At 71.8% G+C, this 16,311-nt stretch carries 12 protein-coding genes; 7 read left to right on the forward strand and 5 right to left on the reverse strand.

Going from position 1 to position 16,311, the window contains the following annotated elements; all coding sequences use genetic code 11:
* The first annotated feature begins 299 nt into the window (after positions 1-299).
* On the forward strand, positions 300-3,914 hold the full coding sequence (smc, locus tag AB0C20_RS09255) for a chromosome segregation protein SMC (protein ID WP_357190140.1): 3,615 nt from the start codon (positions 300-302) through the stop codon (positions 3,912-3,914).
* Positions 3,914-4,534 (forward strand): HAD-IA family hydrolase, encoded by a 621-nt coding sequence (locus AB0C20_RS09260; protein WP_357190138.1) that lies wholly within the window; start codon positions 3,914-3,916, stop codon positions 4,532-4,534. The genes smc and AB0C20_RS09260 overlap by 1 nt, the downstream gene beginning before the upstream one ends.
* 7 nt (positions 4,535-4,541) lie before the next feature.
* On the opposite strand, the gene AB0C20_RS09265 is transcribed toward AB0C20_RS09260, so the two are convergent.
* The 5 genes from AB0C20_RS09265 to AB0C20_RS09285 form a co-directional block, all read right to left on the reverse strand.
* Positions 4,542-5,063, reverse strand: coding sequence for a DinB family protein (locus tag AB0C20_RS09265; RefSeq protein WP_357190136.1), 522 nt, complete (start codon positions 5,061-5,063; stop codon positions 4,542-4,544).
* A gap of 44 nt (positions 5,064-5,107) precedes the next feature.
* The gene (locus AB0C20_RS09270; RefSeq protein ID WP_357190134.1) at positions 5,108-5,602 is read right to left on the reverse strand and encodes a universal stress protein; all 495 of its coding nucleotides are present in this window, start codon (positions 5,600-5,602) and stop codon (positions 5,108-5,110) included.
* Between the two features lie 9 nt (positions 5,603-5,611).
* Positions 5,612-7,231, reverse strand: coding sequence for an MDR family MFS transporter (locus AB0C20_RS09275; RefSeq protein WP_357190132.1), 1,620 nt, complete (start codon positions 7,229-7,231; stop codon positions 5,612-5,614).
* Between the two features lie 177 nt (positions 7,232-7,408).
* Positions 7,409-7,849, reverse strand: a complete 441-nt coding sequence (locus tag AB0C20_RS09280; protein WP_238681244.1) for a MarR family transcriptional regulator — start codon at positions 7,847-7,849, stop codon at positions 7,409-7,411.
* A gap of 10 nt (positions 7,850-7,859) precedes the next feature.
* Entirely contained in the window at positions 7,860-9,587 is a 1,728-nt protein-coding gene (locus AB0C20_RS09285) for an alkaline phosphatase D family protein (protein WP_357190129.1), read from the reverse strand.
* 182 nt (positions 9,588-9,769) lie between these two features.
* Between AB0C20_RS09285 and ftsY the strand changes: the two genes are divergently transcribed.
* The 5 genes from ftsY to AB0C20_RS09310 all read left to right on the forward strand — a co-directional run bounded on the left by ftsY (position 9,770) and on the right by AB0C20_RS09310 (position 16,221).
* Entirely contained in the window at positions 9,770-10,951 is a 1,182-nt protein-coding gene (gene ftsY, locus AB0C20_RS09290; protein ID WP_112603473.1) for a signal recognition particle-docking protein FtsY, read from the forward strand.
* 6 nt (positions 10,952-10,957) lie between these two features.
* Positions 10,958-11,821: an aminoglycoside phosphotransferase family protein gene (locus AB0C20_RS09295; protein WP_181518597.1), complete on the forward strand. Its 864-nt coding sequence runs from the start codon at positions 10,958-10,960 to the stop codon at positions 11,819-11,821.
* Positions 11,822-12,097: 276 nt separating this feature from the next.
* Positions 12,098-13,510, forward strand: a complete 1,413-nt coding sequence (locus AB0C20_RS09300; protein ID WP_357190126.1) for an ammonium transporter — start codon at positions 12,098-12,100, stop codon at positions 13,508-13,510.
* Positions 13,511-13,535: 25 nt separating this feature from the next.
* Positions 13,536-13,874: a P-II family nitrogen regulator gene (locus tag AB0C20_RS09305; protein WP_172862163.1), complete on the forward strand. Its 339-nt coding sequence runs from the start codon at positions 13,536-13,538 to the stop codon at positions 13,872-13,874.
* A 16-nt stretch (positions 13,875-13,890) separates the two neighbouring features.
* A complete protein-coding gene (locus tag AB0C20_RS09310) occupies positions 13,891-16,221 on the forward strand; it encodes a [protein-PII] uridylyltransferase (RefSeq protein WP_357190124.1) in 2,331 nt (776 codons plus the stop codon).
* Positions 16,222-16,311: the final 90 nt, after the last annotated feature.

Raw genomic sequence — 16,311 nt, forward strand, 5'->3', positions numbered from 1 at the left:
ACCTTCTGTGCCGGCGCGCAACACTGTCCGGCATCTTTCGGCGCCGACGATTCATGATCTTGTAGCGAGGCGTACCCGGTAACCGCGCTCACAGTTTCCGGAAAGGCATGCCGACGAATAAGCGATCATGAAAGGGCCTTGCCTTTCTCGCAGCCCGGCGAACAACAGCGCACCCACTGTCGACGCGACGCGGGGCGGGTCGCGTGCCAGGCCGCTCCCACCGCCGGGTTAGTCTGCGGGTTCACCCAGGTCCCCGCAGCCGGCGACGGTACGGCGGCCACCGGACGAGGATCGAGTAGGTGTATCTCAAGAGCCTGACGGTGAAGGGGTTCAAGTCCTTCGCCTCCGCGACGACGTTGAAGCTGGAGCCCGGGATCACCTGTGTGGTGGGCCCGAACGGCTCGGGCAAGTCCAACGTCGTCGACGCCATCGCCTGGGTCCTCGGCGAGCAGGGCGCCAAGGCCCTCCGTGGCGGCAAGATGGAGGACGTCATCTTCGCCGGCACCGCCGGCCGGGCGCCGCTGGGTCGCGCCGAGGTCACCCTCACCATCGACAACACCGACGGCGCGCTGCCGATCGAGTACACCGAGGTCTCCATCACCCGCCGGATGTTCCGTTCCGGCGAGAGCGAGTACGAGATCAACGGCAACTCGTGCCGGCTGCTCGACATCCAGGAGCTGCTCTCCGACTCCGGCATCGGCCGGGAGATGCACATCATCGTCGGGCAGGGCCGCCTCGACGGCATGTTGCACGCCAAGCCGGAGGACCGCCGGGCGTTCATCGAGGAGGCGGCCGGCGTCCTCAAGCACCGCAAGCGCAAGGAAAAGGCGCTGCGCAAGCTCGACGCGATGCAGGTGAATCTCAATCGCCTGACCGACCTCACTGCCGAGCTGCGTCGTCAGCTCAAGCCGTTGGGCCGGCAGGCCGAGGTGGCCCGGCGCGCCGCCGCCATCCAGGCCAACCTGCGCGACGCCCGGCTGCGGCTGCTCGCCGACGACCTGGCCACCCTGCGGACCACCCTCGATCGGGAGATCGCCGACGAGACCGCGCTGCGCGAGCGGCGTGAGCAGATCGAGGGTGAGCACACCGAGGTGCAGGGCCGGCTCGGCGAGTTGGAGGCCGCCCTCGCGGAGGACGCGCCGCTGCTCGCCGCCGCCCAGGACACCTGGTACAAGCTCTCCGCCCTCCAGGAACGCTTCCGCTCGATCGAGCAGTTGGCCCGGGAGCGGCTGCGGCACCTCAGTGCCACCGGCGACGACGAGCGGCCCGGCCGCGACCCGGACCAGCTGGAGGCTGAGGCGGAACGCGTCCGCGAGCAGGAGGAGGAGCTGCGCGGAGCGCTCACCGACGACCAGATCCGACTGGCCGAGGCGGTCGAGCACCGCCAGGAGTTGGAGCGGCAGTTGGCCGCCGCCGAGCGCGAGCTGGTCGCCGCGGCCAAGGCCATCGCCGACCGGCGCGAGGGGATGGCCCGGCTCACCGGCCAGGTCAACTCCGCCCGGGCCCGGACCACAAGCGCCGGCGAGGAGATCGAACGCCTCGCGATCGCGCACGCCGACGCGCTGGGCCGCGCCGAGCAGGCGCAGGCCGACCTGGACGCGGTCGCCGCCCAGTCCACCGAGGCCGACCGGGACAACGCTGACCTGGACGCCCGGCACGCCGAGGCGGTCACCGTGCAGGAACGGGCCCAGGCCACCGTCCGATCGCTGTCCGACGCCGAGCGGGCCGCGGAGAAGGACGCCGCCACCTGGAAGGCCCGCGAGGAGGCCCTCGCCCTGGGGCTGCGGCGCAAGGACGGCGCGGGGGCGCTGCTCGCCCGCGCCGGGGACGTGCCCGGCCTGCTCGGCAGCCTCGCCGGGTTGCTCACCGTCGCGCCGGGTCACGAGGCCGCGCTGGCCGCCGCGCTCGGCGGCCTCGCCGACGCGGTCGCCGTCAGCGGGGTGGACGAGGCCGTCGAGGCGATGCGGCTGTTGAAGATCTCCGACGCCGGCCGGGCCGGCCTGCTGGTCGGCAGCCCGGCGGGGCCCGGTATGACCGGCTCCGCCGACGCGTTACGCCCGAAGCTGCCGGACGACGCCCGGTGGGCGCCCGACCTGGTGGAGTGCAGCGCCGAGCTGCGTCCGGCGGTGCACAGGGCCCTGCGGGACGTGGCGCTCGTCGACGATCTCGCTGCCGCCGCCGAGCTGGTCGCCAGCAACCCCGAGCTGCGGGCGGTCACGCCCGACGGTGACGTGGTCGGGGCGTACGCGGCGGCGGGCGGGTCGGCCAAGGCCCCCAGCTACATCGAGGTGCAGGCCGCCGTCGAGGAGGCCCGCGCCAACCGGGTCACCGCCGAACGCGCTGGCCTGGAGCTGCGCGATCAGTTGGTCGAGGCGCGCGCCGAGGTGACGGCCGCCAAGGAGGCCGTGCAACACGCAGCCGCCGAGAAGCGCGAGGCGGAGAGCCACCGCAACGCCGCCGCTCGCCGGCTGGCCGAGCTGGGCGCTGCGGCCCGCTCCGCGAAGGCTGAGACCGACCGGCTCGGCGACTCCCGGTCGCGCGCCGAGGCCGCCCGGCAACGGGACCTCACCGCGCTCGCCGAGCTGGAGGAGCGGCTACGGCTGGCCGAGGAGACCCCGGTCGACGCCGAGCCCTCCAGCGAGGACCGGGATCAACTGGCGGCCATGGTGCCGCAGGCCCGGCAGAACGAGATGGAGGTCCGGCTCGCCGTGCGTACCGCCGAGGAGCGGGTCTCCTCGATCGCCGGTCGGGCCGACTCGCTCACGCGGCAGGCCACAGCGGAGCGGGCCGCCCGGGAACGCGCGGCGGCCCGGCGGGCCGCCCGCGCCCGAGGCGCGGGCATCGCCCGGTCCGTCGCCGCTGGCGCCCGAGAGGCGTTGACCCGGCTGACCACCTCGATCGCGACCGCCGAGGAGCACCGCGACGCGGTCGCCCTGGAGCGCGCCGCGCGGGAGGCAGAGCTTCAGGAGGTACGCGGTGCCGCCAAGCGGCTCGGCGCGGAGTTGGAGCGGCTGACCAGCCAGGTGCACCGCGACGAGGTGGCCCGGGCGGAGCAGCGGCTGCGCATCGAGCAGTTGGAGGCGAAGGCCGCCGAGGACTTCGGGCTGGACGTGGAGACGCTGGTCGCCGAATACGGTCCGACTCAGCCCGTTCCGCCGACCCAGGTGGACGTCGCGGCGGCCGAACGTGACGGTCTGCCGGTGCCCGAGCCGGTGCGCTACGAGCGGCCGGTGCAGGAGAAGCGGGCCGCGAAGGCGGAACGCGAACTCGCCCTGCTCGGCAAGGTCAATCCACTCGCGCTGGAGGAGTTCGCCGCGCTGGAGGAGCGTTTCAAGTTCCTCTCCGAGCAGTTGGAGGACCTCAAGGCCACCCGTCGGGACCTGCTCACAGTGGTCAAGGACGTGGACGAGCGGATCCTGGAGGTCTTCGCCAGCGCCTTCGAGGACACCGCCCGGGAGTTCGAGCAGGTGTTCACAGTGCTCTTCCCCGGTGGCGAGGGACGGCTGATCCTCACCGAACCGGATGACCTGCTCACCACCGGCGTCGAGGTCGAGGCCCGACCGCCGGGCAAGAAGATCAAGCGGCTGTCGCTGCTCTCCGGTGGCGAGCGGTCGCTGACCGCGGTGGCCATGTTGGTGGCGATCTTCCGCGCCCGGCCCAGCCCGTTCTACATCATGGACGAGGTGGAAGCGGCCCTGGACGACGTCAACCTGGGCCGGCTGATCCTGTTGCTGGCACAGTTGCGCGAGAAGAGTCAGCTGATCGTCATCACGCACCAGAAGCGGACGATGGAGATCGCCGACGCGCTCTATGGCGTGACCATGCGCAGTGGGGTCACTCAGGTGATCAGCCAACGGCTCAACCGGGCCGACGAGGACGACCAGCGGCACGGCCGCGGCGAGGAGAACGGGTAGTGGCTCGGGAACGCGCGACGGCGCTCCTGCTGGACTTCGACGGCGTACTGCGCCGGTGGGACCCGGCGGTGGCCGCCGTTGTCGAGCGGGAGTACGGCCTCTCCGAGGGGGTGCTCGGTGAGATCGCCATGCAGTGGGGGCGGCTCCAGCCGGTGCTCACCGGCCAGGTCAACCACGCCGACTGGATGAACAGCGTGGCGGACGCCCTTGCCGAATCGGTGGGCAGCCCGGAACGGGCCCGCGCCGCTGTGGAACAGTGGCAGAGCTACCGGGGAGAGGTCGACCAGGAGGTGCTGGCGTTCGTCCGGGAGGTCCGCGCGGCGGGCGTCCGGGTCGGGCTGGGCACCAACGCCACCGATCTGCTCGACGCCGATCTGGCCGCACTCGGCCTGGTCGGCGAGCTGGACGTGGTGGTCAACTCCTCGGTGATCGGCGTGCACAAGCCCGCCCCGGAATACTTCAAGGCCGCCTGCGTGGCCCTGGCCACCCCGCCGGCCCGGGTCCTCTGCGTCGACGACGAGGACTGGGCCGTGCGGGGTGCCCGGTCCGCCGGGCTGTCGGCGCACCGCTGGGGCGGCCACGCCGACCTGCGCTACCTGCGGGCGGCCCTGGACTACTGAGCGCTCATTACTCGCCGGTGACGCCGTCGATGCGTTCCCGGATCAGGTCGGCGTGGCCGTTGTGCCGGGCGTACTCCTCGATCATGTGCACGTACACCCAGCGCAGGTTGAAGGTGCGCTTCTTCGCGCCGACCTCGGTGAACGTCTCGTCGAGGGAGTGGTCGGCGGCGGCCTCGCGGGCCAGCGCCACCTCGCGGTGGAAGATGGCGAAGTCGGCAGCGGCGTCGGCGGCGCTGACGTCGTGGTCGGCGTCCGGGTTCTCCGGGGTGAAGTACGGGTAGTCGACAGGCTCACCGGCGAAGCTCTCCCGGAACCACCAGGCCTCCACCTCGGCCAGGTGCCGGACGAGGCCGAGCAGGGTCAGCCCGGACGGTTCCACGCTCGGCGTCCGCAACTGCTCCTCGGTCAGGCCGGCGCACTTGAGCAGCAGTGTCTGTCGGTGGTAGTCGAGCCAGCCGTCGAGCATCGTGCGCTCGTCGCCGACGTACGGTTCGGGGGTCCGGGTGATCTCCGGCGCGATCCAGGTCATGCCGCGCATCCTGCCCGGCACGTCGGACATGCCGCGACGGGTTATCAGGGCACCACGACGACCGGCCAGCGGCCGGCGCGGACCAGCCGGGTGGCGACCGAGCCGACCAGCCGGTGTCCGGCCTGCTCGGAGGCACCGACCACCACCATGTCGGCCTGGAACTCGTCGGCCGCCGCGCACAGCTCGCCGTACGCGTCGCCGCGCCGAGCCAGGAAGGTCACCGGAATGCCCCACTGCTCGGCCCCACGGCGGCACTCGCGGCGCAGCTCGTCGGCCACCTCGTCCTGGGAGCGCTGGACCGCGCCGGCGTCCATGCCGGGCACCAGGGCGGTGAACCCGCTCGCCGCGCTGACGAATACCACCACCAGGGCGGCGCCCTGCCGGCGGGCCAGGCCGGCCGCGTAGGCACCGGCCCGCTCGGAGGTGCGGGTGCCGTCGACGCCCACCATGATCACCCGAGGCCCGTCCGTGCCGCGCTCGAAGGGCAGCGGTCGGGTGCGGGGGCCGTACTCCTCGCGGTCCGGTGCTCCCACGCCCATGCCTCTACCTCACCTCTGCTCGCCGGTACGGATCACTGGTGCGCCAGCGCCGGCGGCGACTGTCGATTCCCGCTCGACCTCGTCGGAAACCGGGTTGCCGTTGTGCTGGCGCAGCGGCACCTCCTTGATGAAGGCCACCGCGATCAGCGCGATCAGCGCGAACGGGGCGGCGGCCAGGAAGATGTCACCGGCACCGTGGCCGTACGCGCTCTCCACCACCGCCCGCAGCGGGCCGGGCAGGGTGTGCACGTCGGGCAGGGCGCCGCCGCTGCCGGAGCTGGAGGCGGGGATGCCGAGCTGGGCCAGCCCGTCGGCGGTGTAGTCCTTGACCTTGTGGGCGAGTACCGCGCCGAGGGCGGACACGCCGATCGCGCCACCCAGGCTGCGGAAGAACGCCACCACCGAGCTGGCCGCGCCGAGTTCGTGCGGGCCGACGGTGTTCTGCACGGCGAGGACCAGGTTCTGCATCGTCATACCCAGGCCGACGCCGATCAGCAGCATGTAGACGCTGAGCAGTGTGAAGCTGGTGTCGGCGCGAAGGGTGCCCATCAGCGCGAAGCCGATGGTGAGCAGCGCCGAGCCGATCACCAGGTACCGCTTCCAGCGGCCGGTCTTGCTGATGACCCGCCCGATGACAGTGGAGGCGACCAGCAGGCCGAGGATCATCGGCAGGGTCATCAGGCCGGACATGGTCGGGCTCTGACCGCGGCTGATCTGGAAGTACTGGCCCAGGAAGATCGACGCGCCGAACATGCCCACGCCGACCGCGATGCTGGCGACGACGGCGAGGGTGATGGTGCGGTTGCGGAACAGCCGTGGCGGGATCATCGGCTCGGCGGCCCGGGTCTCGACCCGGATGGCCAGCGCGCCGAGGACCAGCGCGCCGACGACCATGACGGCGGTCTGCCAGGAGGCCCAGGCGAACTGGTCGCCGGCGAGCGAGACCCAGATCAGCAGCACCGAGACGGCCGCGGTGATCAGTGTGGCGCCCCACCAGTCGATCTCGGCCTTTCGCTTGACCACCGGCAGGTGCAGGGTCTTCTGGAGCACGATCAGCGCGAGGATGGCGAACGGCACGCCGACGTAGAAGCACCAGCGCCAGCCGAGCCAGGAGGTGTCCACGATCACGCCGCCGATCAGCGGGCCGCCGATGGTGCCGACGGCCATCACGGCGCCGAGGTAGCCGCTGTAGCGGCCGCGCTCGCGGGGCGCGATCATCGTGGCCATGATCACCTGGGCCAGCGCGGTGAGGCCGCCGGCGCCGACGCCCTGGAGCACCCGGCAGGCGATCAGCTCACCGGTGCCCTGGGCGAGGCCGGCCAGCACCGAGCCCAGCACGTAGATCCCCAGGGCGAGCTGGACCAGGGTCTTCTTGCTGGTCAGATCGGCCATCTTGCCCCAGATGGGGGTGGTCGCGGTGGTCGCGAGCAGGGCCGAGGTCACCACCCAGGTGTACGCGGACTGGCCGCCGTGCAGTTCGGTGATGATCCGCGGCAGCGCGTTCGAGATGACCGTGGAGGAGAGGATCGCGACGAACAGACCCAGCAGCAGGCCGGAGAGTGCTTCCAGGATCTGCCGGTGGGTCATGGTCACGGCGGTCGCCTGGGGAGGCGCTGTCGCCTGGCTCATCGTTTGTTGCCTCCGAGCGGAGTCGATGTGGAACGGCGGGGCTGGTACGCACGGGCCGCCTGTGAGTTGCCTGAGGCAACCGTATGCCTTGGTTGCCTGAAGCAACAACTTGTCGGACCGGTGCCCTATTCCCCGGTGCTGGGCGGGCTGCTGCCAGGAGTTTCTGGCACGGGGCGGCTACTGCCAGGAGTCGTTGAACCGGCCGAGCAGCCGGGCGAACTCCTCGACGTCCCGTTCCGGCCAGCCGTCCAGAGCGCGCAGGAACTCACCCAGCCGGGCCGCGCGGGCCACGTCGAACCGACGCTGCCCCTCGTCGGTGAGGCTGATCTGCGCGGCCCGACGGTCACTCGGATCGGGGTCGCGGTGCACCAGGCCGAGGACTTCCAGGGCGTTGATCTGCCGGCTCAGCGTCCCCTTGCCCACGCCCAGCCGGGCCGCCAACTCGGTCAACCGGATCGACCCGCTACGCCGCAACCAGAGCAGCAACCCGTAGGTGTTCGGCTCCAGGTTCGGGTGTACCTCCCGGGCGATCTCCCAGGAGACCGCCCGGCCACGGCGCAGCAGAGCGGTCAACTCGTGCTCAACCGCCCGGATCGGCTCCGGCAGGTGCTCGTCCACGGCGTAGAGACTACGGCGCGGCCGGCTCGCCGTCGCCGGAGAGTCGACGCCGCATCACCGGGCGTAGGTGCCCGTCCTTGGTGGTGCCCTCGATGACCACGTCGGCCCCGCGCCCGCTGTGGGTCAGGGTGGCGACCGCGTTACCGAAGTACGGGCCGGCCAGCTTGCGCCAGCGCACCCCCGGCCGGCGTACGCCCGCCGAACGGGCCAGCGCCCGGGTGGCCCCGGCCGGGCCGGGCGACCAGCCGAGCCGCATCAGCGGACGGATACCCGCCGGCACCTGGTTGTGGATCGGCGAGCAGGTGAGCTGGTGCACCGGAGTGACCACCGCAGGGTCCCCGAACCGGGCCCGCGCCACGTACGAGTGGTGCACGTCACCGGAGAGCACGCTGATCGACGCCGGTGGGGCGTACGCCGGGCCGGCCCCGATGCGCGCGCCGGACTGCCGTGGCGTGCCGGTGCCGATGCGGGCGAACGTCTCGGCGAGCGCTTCGAAGGAGCGCCGGAACGCCGCCCAGTGCTCCAGGTCCAGGGCGCGGCGCAGCTTCTCCGCCCCGCGCGCCACCCACGGTCGGCGTGAGTCCGCCAGTTTCTCGTTCCACGCCTCGATGTGGTGGATGCCCTGCGGCAGCAGCCAGGGCAGCGAGGCGCCCACCACCAGGTGGTCGTAGACCCCGTGCGCCTGGTCGAGGAACCAGGCCCACTCGCCAGGCGGCAGCATCGCCCGGCTGTTGGGCTCGAGCACCCGGCTGCACCTGTTGTCCAGCATGACCAGCCGGGTCCGGCCCAGATCCAGTGCGTAGCTCCACTGGTACTGCACCGCGCGCCAGCGCTCGGTGTCGTGCGCCAGGTCGGACTCCTGGTCGACCCGGTGGCCGAACTCGCGCAGCACGCTTGTGGCGTCCTCGGCGGCGGCGACCTTCGCGAAGACCGGATCGGCGACGATCTCGTCGGGGGAGAGGTTGCCCAGGTGCTGGTAGACCCAGTAGGAGGCGAGCCCACTGCCGATCCGCTCCTGCCACCACGGCTGTTCGCGCACCTCGGCTCGCCACGCCGCCGAGGTGTTCCAGTCGTCGATGATCTCGTGATCGTCGAAGATCATCACGCTGGGCACCGTGGAGAGCAGCCAGCGGATCTCCGGATCACGCCAGGACTCCAGGTAGAGCTTGGTGTACTCGTCGAAGCTCACCACCTGGTCGGCCGGAGCGCCCTTCGGCCGCCGCCGCCGTCGACGCAGCAGCCGGCGCACGGTCGGCGAGGTGACGTCGGCGTAGACCTGGTCACCGAGCAGCACCAGCAGGTCGGGCAGCGGGTTCGACTCCGGGTCGGCCATCAACCGCCGGGCGTACGCGTCCAACGCGTCCGGCGGCAGCTTGCGGGTGGTGGCGTGCTGGGTGGTCTCGCGACACGAGCCGAAGATCAGATTGACCGGCTGGTCCCGGTCGTCGGCGGCCCGGGTGCGGATCACGCTCGGCGGGAACCCGCTGCTCGGTACCGGCCAGACGATCTCGTCGTCGACCAGTACCTCGTAGGTGGTCTCGCTGTCCGGCGCAAGGCCTTCCACCACCACGAGGGCGTAGTGGTGGTCGTACGCCGAGAAGGTGGGCGCGGTGCCGGTGGCGCCGCTGGCGGTGCGGACGGTGACCACGGCGGGCGCCGCCGTCTCCACCCAGATCGTCGCCCGGGTGTCCACCACTCGCCGCAGGAGTGGGCCGATGAGGAGGTGTGCGGCGGGCATGCGGCCGAGCCTACCGCCGGTCTCCGGCACCGGCCGGGTGTGGTGGCTGAGACTCCGGGCACCGCTCGGAGTGCGGTGGCTGAGACTCCGGGCACCGCTCGGAGTGCGGTGGCTGAGACTCCGGGCACGGCTCGGGGTGCGGTGGCTGGGACGCCGCCGCCGGCATCTGACAGGATTCCGGCATGGCCGAATATCTCGTCCTCGCTCTGGTCCTGCTCGGTGTGCTGATCGCCGGCACAGTCGGGCTGGTCGTGCCGCGATTGCGGCGGCGGCCCGAGCCTCCGCTGCCACGCACGGAGGTCGACACCAGGGCTGAGGAGGATCTCGCCGGCCCGCCGGTCGAGGCACCGGAGTCCGATCTGTCCACCGGCGTCCTGGTCGAGCCGCCGCCGGTGCTCGAACCGCAGGTCGAGGTCCCCGAGCCGACCGCCGGTCGGCTGGTCCGGCTCCGGTCGCGGCTATCCCGCTCACAGAACGTGTTCGGCAAGAGCCTGCTTGGTCTGCTCGCCCGTGACCACCTCGACGAGGACGTCTGGGAGGAGATCGAGGACAGCCTGATCACCGCCGACGTCGGGGTCGACGCCACCCGCGACATCGTCGACCGGCTCCGCGAGCGCACCCGGGTGCTCGGCACCCGCTCGGCCTCCGAGCTGCGGGCACTACTCGCCGCCGAGCTGGTCAACGCGCTCGACCCCAGCCTGGACCGCTCGTTGCGGACCGCCCCCAAGGACGGCGTGCCGGCGGTGGTTCTTGTCGTCGGCGTCAACGGCGCCGGCAAGACCACCACCTGCGGCAAGATCGCCCGGGTGCTGGTGGCCGACGGTCGCAGCGTGCTGCTCGGCGCGGCGGACACCTTCCGGGCCGCCGCGGCCGACCAACTGGAGACCTGGGGCTCGCGCGTCGGAGCGGAGACAGTGCGAGGGCCCGAGGCCGCCGACCCGGCCAGCGTCGCGTTCGACGCCGTCAAGCGCGGCATCGACACCGGCGTGGACACAGTGCTCATCGACACCGCCGGCCGCCTGCAGAACAAGGTCGGCCTGATGGACGAGCTGGGCAAGGTCAAGCGCGTGGTGGAGAAGCAGGGCCCGATCGACGAGACACTGCTCATCCTGGACGCCACCACCGGGCAGAACGGCCTGGAGCAGGCGCGGGTCTTCACCGAGGTGGTCAACGTGACCGGGGTGGTGCTGACCAAGCTCGACGGCACCGCCAAGGGCGGCATCGTGATCGCCGTGCAGCGCAAGCTCGGCATCCCCGTGAAGCTGGTCGGCCTCGGCGAAGGCAAGGACGACCTGGCTCCGTTCGACCCGGCGCAGTTCGTCGACGCGTTGCTGGGGACCGAGGCCACCGGCCGGGACGCGTAGTCTCGGGTGACCACTGACGATCGCGCGTACGCGGGCTGGCGTGACCCTGGCCATCCTTCGCAGCGCCTCGGGAGACCGTACGTGACTTCGCAGGAGATCCCGCTGCACGGCGGCAACGTGAGCACAGTTGTCCGCGTGGGTGACACGGTCCGGCGCAACGCTGGGCCGTGGACCCCGTCCGTGCACGCGCTGCTGCGCCACCTGGAGTACGTGGGGTTCACCGGCGCCCCCCGGGCGCTCGGGATGGACGAGCGCAACCGTGAGGTGCTGTCGTACCTGGAGGGGGAGTGCGGAGAATATCCGCTCGCCCCGCACTGGGTGACCGACGAGGCCCTGGTCACCGTCGCCACCATGCTGCGGATGTTCCACGACGCACAGTACGGCTTCACTCCTCCGCAGGCGGCGGTCTGGCGCTCGTTCGGGCCCCCACCGCCGGACACCGAGGTGATCTGCCACCACGACGCCGCGCCGCACAACGTGATCTGGCGTCCGGACGGCACCCTCGGGCTGATCGACTTCGACCTCGCCTCGCCCGGAGCGCGGATCTACGACGTGGCGTACGCGGCCTGGACCTGGGTGCCGATCTTCGCGGACCGGGACTCGATCACGCTGGGCTGGAAGCACCCGGACCGGCCGCGCCGCCTCCGGCTCTTCGCCGACGCGTACGGGCTGATCCCCCGGGACCGGCACCGGCTGATCCGGACCATCCGTAAACGGATCGTGGACCACGTCGAGGGGATCCGGCGGATGGCCGCCGCCGGCGAGCCGGCGTTCGTCCGGATCGTGCACAAGGGCCACCTGCGTCGGCCGATGCGCGATCTGCGGCTGCTCGACTACGAGCGGCACACCCTGGAGAACGCCCTCCGCTGAGCGCCGGTCGGGCGATGCTCGGCCGGGTCCGTCAAGCGCACCGGTCGATGCCGTTGACCGGTCAGTCATCGACGATCGCCGTCCGGTCGATCCACAATCGTCCATGCCGATGACTGTGCGGAGTTCGTGACACGTCCGAAACAACCCGTCACGAAACGGAAACCCGCACGGGACCCAAAGTGAAACAGCCGGCCGCGAAGCTTCCGCGCAACCGGCCTACGGGCGACGCTGCCCCGGAAAGCCGCGAAGGAGGACTTCACCCTTTAGGAGGCCAGCGTGCCTGAAGCACCGACGATCGACGGCGCCAATACCACGTGGCTGCTGGTTTCGACCGCGCTCGTGCTGCTCATGACCCCCGGACTGGCGCTGTTCTACGGCGGCCTCAACCGGGCCAAGGGCGTACTCAACATGATGATGATGAGCTTCTCGGCTATCGGGCTCATCTCTATTCTGTGGTGGTTCTACGGATTCAGCGTCGCCTTCGGGACCGACGTGAACGGCTTCTGGGGCGACCCGGGCGCGTACCTCGGCACCAAGACGTTCCTCGCCGAAACCGACCTGTGGGGTGCCACGGCGGAGAACCCCAGCGGCATCGGCGTCCCGCTCTACGTGTTCATGGCCTTCCAGATGGTCTTCGCGGTGATCACCGTCGCGCTGATCAGCGGTGCCATCGCCGACCGGGCAAAGTTCGCCGGCTGGCTGCTGTTCGCCTTCGGCTGGGCCACCCTGGTCTACTTCCCGGTCGCCCACTGGGTGTGGGGCGGCGGCATCATCGGCGGTGACATCCACGCACTGGACTTCGCCGGTGGCACCGCAGTGCACATCAACGCCGGTGCGGCGGCCCTGGCCGTGGTCCTGGTCCTCGGTAAGCGGCTCGGTTGGCCACGTGAGGGCATGAAGCCGCACAACATCCCGCTGGTAGCGCTCGGTGCTGGTCTGCTGTGGTTCGGCTGGTTCGGGTTCAACGCAGGCTCGGAGCTGACCGTCGACTCGGTCGCCGGCCTCGCCTTCATCAACACCCAGCTCGCCACGGCGGCGGCGGTGCTCGGCTGGATCGCAGTCGAGTGGGTCAAGACCCGGAAGCCGACGATGGTCGGTGCCTCGTCCGGCGCAGTCGCCGGCCTGGTGGCCATTACCCCGGCCTGTGGTTTCATCGCCCCCTGGGCGGCGGTCCTGCTCGGCATCGTCGCCGGTGCGGTCTGCGCGCTCGCCGTCAGCCTCAAGTACAAGCTCGGCTACGACGACTCGCTCGACGTGGTCGGCGTGCACTTCGTCGGTGGTTGGATCGGGTCGCTCTGGCTCGGCCTCTTCGCCACCAACTCGGTCAACGCCGCGATCACCGACGTGGTGGGCGCCTCCGACGGCCTCTTCTACGGCGGCGGCGCGACCCAGCTCGGGCGGCAGGCCCTCGCCGGCCTGATCGTCACCGTCTGGTCGTTCGGCATCGCCTGGGTGCTCGCCTTCGTCATCGAGAAGACGATCGGCTTCCGCGTCACGGGTGAGGCGGAGGTCGAGGGCATCGACATCGCCGAGCACGCCGAGAGCAGCTACGACCTGTCCCCGGCCGGCGGCGGCACGGGCAGCGCGTTCGCGATGGCCGGCATCGGCACCCCCGGTGGCGGCGCGACGAGTGGTGCCAAGCCGGAGGCGGAGCCCGCCGAGCCGGTCAGCGAAAAGGTCGCCGGTTAACGTTCCTGGGATGGAGGGGTTGGACATGAAGCTGGTGACCGCAGTCATCAAGCCGTACCAACTGGACGCGGTGAAGGAGGCTCTGCACGCCCTCGGGGTGGCCGGGCTGACCGTCAGCGAGGTTCAGGGGTACGGGCGGCAGAAGGGGCACACCGAGGTCTACCGGGGTGCCGAGTACACGGTCGAGTTCCTGCCCAAGATCCGGGTCGAGGTGCTCACCGACGAGATCGACGTCGACAAGGTGGTGGACGCGATCGTTGGAGCGGCCCGCACGGGCAAGATCGGTGACGGCAAGGTCTGGGTCACCGGTGTCGAAGAGGTCGTCCGGGTACGTACCGGCGAACGCGGCCTCGACGCACTCTGACGCGGCCACTACTGACATGACCTCGTTGATCAAGAAGAACGCGTCAGGACCCGCCGACGACGGCGACGCGAACCTCTTGATCAACGAGGTCGTCGGCGTTCCCGGGGGGATCGGGGAAGCAGCCCGGCGCGGGCGGGCCGCCGCGTACGACTCGTTCCTGCGGGGGTTGCTGCCGGCGCGGGACGGGGTGGCACTGCTGGCCGTCGGGGGCTTGGGTCGGCGGCAGTGTGCCCCGTACGGCGACCTCGACCTGGTGCTGCTGCACGCCGGGGTGCCCGGCACCGACGAGTTGGCCGCCTCGGTCTGGTACCCGATCTGGGACGCGGGCCTGCGGCTCGACCATTCCGTACGCACCGTCGCCGAGGCGCTCTCGGTCGCCCAGGACGACGTCAAGGTCGCCCTCGGGCTGCTCGACGCCCGGTTGGTCGTGGGGGACCAGGCGTTGGCCGACGCGCTGATCCGCACCGCCGCCGATCACTGGCGGCGTACCGCCGTCCGGCACCTGCCCGGCCTGCGGGAGGTCACCGAAGCCCGTTGGCAGGCCCACGGTGAGCTGGCGTTCCTCCTGGAGGGCGACCTCAAGGAGGCCGCCGGTGGTCTGCGCGATGTGGGGCTGCTGCGGGCGATCTCCGCTGCCGGCATCACCGACGCGCTGCGTCCCGCCGTACGCGCCGCCCACCTGCGATTGTTGGACACCCGCGACGCGCTGCACCAGCAGGTCGGCCGACGGGTCGACCGGCTGGTCGCCCAGGAGCGCGACGGAGTGGCCAACCTGCTCGGCCTGCGACAACTCCAGCCCGGCGCGTCTGACGCCGCGCGGCGGCCTGGAGCCGTCGTGGAAGACGGCGACGCGCTGCTGCGTCGGGTCGCCGGTGACGCCCGCACTGTCAGCCACGCCCTGGACGACGCCTTCCGGGCCGCCGACCGGCTGCGCTCCGGCCGCTCCCGCGGCGGCAACGGCCGCCCGGCCCGCCGCCCGGTCGCCCGCGACGTGGTCGAACACGACGGCGAGTTGGTGCTCGCCCGCACGGCGATCGGGGCACGCCCCGACCCGAGCCTCTCGCTGCGGGTGGCCGCCGCGTCGGCCACGACCCGAATTCCCATCGCGCGGGCCACCTGTGAGTGGCTGGCGGCGTACTGTCCGCCCCTGCCGGCACCCTGGCCGGCCGAGGCCCGGGCCGCGCTGATCACCCTGCTCGGCGCCGGTCCCGGCCTGGTGCCGGCCTGGGAGACCTGCGACAGGTACGGGCTGGTCGACGGCTGGCTGCCCGAGTGGACCCGGCTGCGCAGCCTGCCCCAGCACAACCCGGTGCACCGCTTCACCCTCGACCGGCACCTCGTGCAGACCGCGCACGAGGCCAGCCGGCACGCCCGCGAGGTGGAGCGCCCCGACCTGCTGCTCCTCGGCGCCCTCCTGCACGACATCGGCAAGGGCCTCCCCGGTGACCACAGCACCGTCGGTGTGCCGGTTGCCCAGGCGGTGGCCACCACTGTCGGTCTGCCTCCCGCGGAGGTCGAGCTGATCGGCAAGCTGGTCCGGCTGCACCTGCTGCTGCCCGACGTGGCCACCCGCCGGGACCTGAGCGACCCGGTCACCATCGCCTCGGTGGCCGAGGCGGTCGGCGACACCGGCACCCTCGACGTGCTGCACGCGTTGGTCCGCGCCGACGCGGCGGCGACCGGGCCGGCTGCCTGGTCGGACTGGAAGGGCCGACTCGTCGCCGAGTTGGTCGCCCGGGTTCGCACCGCGCTGGACACCGGTGTACTCCCCGAGCCACCCGCCCCGGACCCGGAGCTGCTGGCCGGGCCACTGCCGGTCGTCCACCTGACCGGTGACCGGGTGTCTGTCGCGGCGGCCGACCGGCGGGGTCTGCTCGCCACCGTGGCCGGCTGCCTCGCGCTGCACCGGCTGGAGGTGATCTCCGCGGACGCCTCCGCCGTCGACGGCCGAGCCCTGGTCGAGTGCCGGGTGCAGCCCCGCTACGGCCTTCCGCCGGACCCGGTTCCACTCCGCGCCGACCTGCGCCGGGCGGTCGCCGGCGACGTGTCGGTCACCCAACGGCTGCGCGGCCGTGCGCTCGCCAGCCGTGGTGGTGGCGCGGCTCCACGAGTGGTCTGGCACCGCGAGGCGGCCACCGACGCCGTACTGCTGGAACTGCGCGCCGCCGACGCCGCCGGGTTGCTCTACCGGGTCGCCTGCGCGCTCGACGAGGCCGGCGCCCTGGTTCGCGCGGCCCGCATCTCCACCCTCGGCGCCGACGTGGTCGACGCCTTCTATCTGGTGGGCGGTTGGCCGGACGACGCCACCCGGGCCCGCCTGGAAGCCGCGGTCCTCGCCGCCGTCTGACCCAGGACGACACCGTCGGCGGTTGCTGTCCGGCTGCGGCACGCTGCACGGCCGCCTGCCTGGCCGCTTGGACGCCGGATGCCTGACTGC

It is taken from the genome of Micromonospora sp. NPDC048843 (assembly GCF_040649965.1).
GTDB classification, from domain to species: Bacteria; Actinomycetota; Actinomycetes; order Mycobacteriales; family Micromonosporaceae; genus Micromonospora; species Micromonospora hortensis.

Bases quoted from the DNA above. Each gene is read 5' to 3' on its own strand.
- AB0C20_RS09265 (WP_357190136.1), bottom strand. From the start codon at position 5,063: ATGACCTGGATCGCGCCGGAGATCACCCGGACCCCCGAACCGTACGTC.
- AB0C20_RS09270 (WP_357190134.1), bottom strand. From the start codon at position 5,602: ATGGGCGTGGGAGCACCGGACCGCGAGGAGTACGGCCCCCGCACCCGA.
- AB0C20_RS09275 (WP_357190132.1), bottom strand. From the start codon at position 7,231: ATGAGCCAGGCGACAGCGCCTCCCCAGGCGACCGCCGTGACCATGACC.
- AB0C20_RS09285 (WP_357190129.1), bottom strand. From the start codon at position 9,587: ATGCCCGCCGCACACCTCCTCATCGGCCCACTCCTGCGGCGAGTGGTG.
- ftsY (WP_112603473.1), top strand. From the start codon at position 9,770: ATGGCCGAATATCTCGTCCTCGCTCTGGTCCTGCTCGGTGTGCTGATC.
- AB0C20_RS09305 (WP_172862163.1), top strand. From the start codon at position 13,536: ATGAAGCTGGTGACCGCAGTCATCAAGCCGTACCAACTGGACGCGGTG.
- AB0C20_RS09310 (WP_357190124.1), top strand. From the start codon at position 13,891: ATGACCTCGTTGATCAAGAAGAACGCGTCAGGACCCGCCGACGACGGC.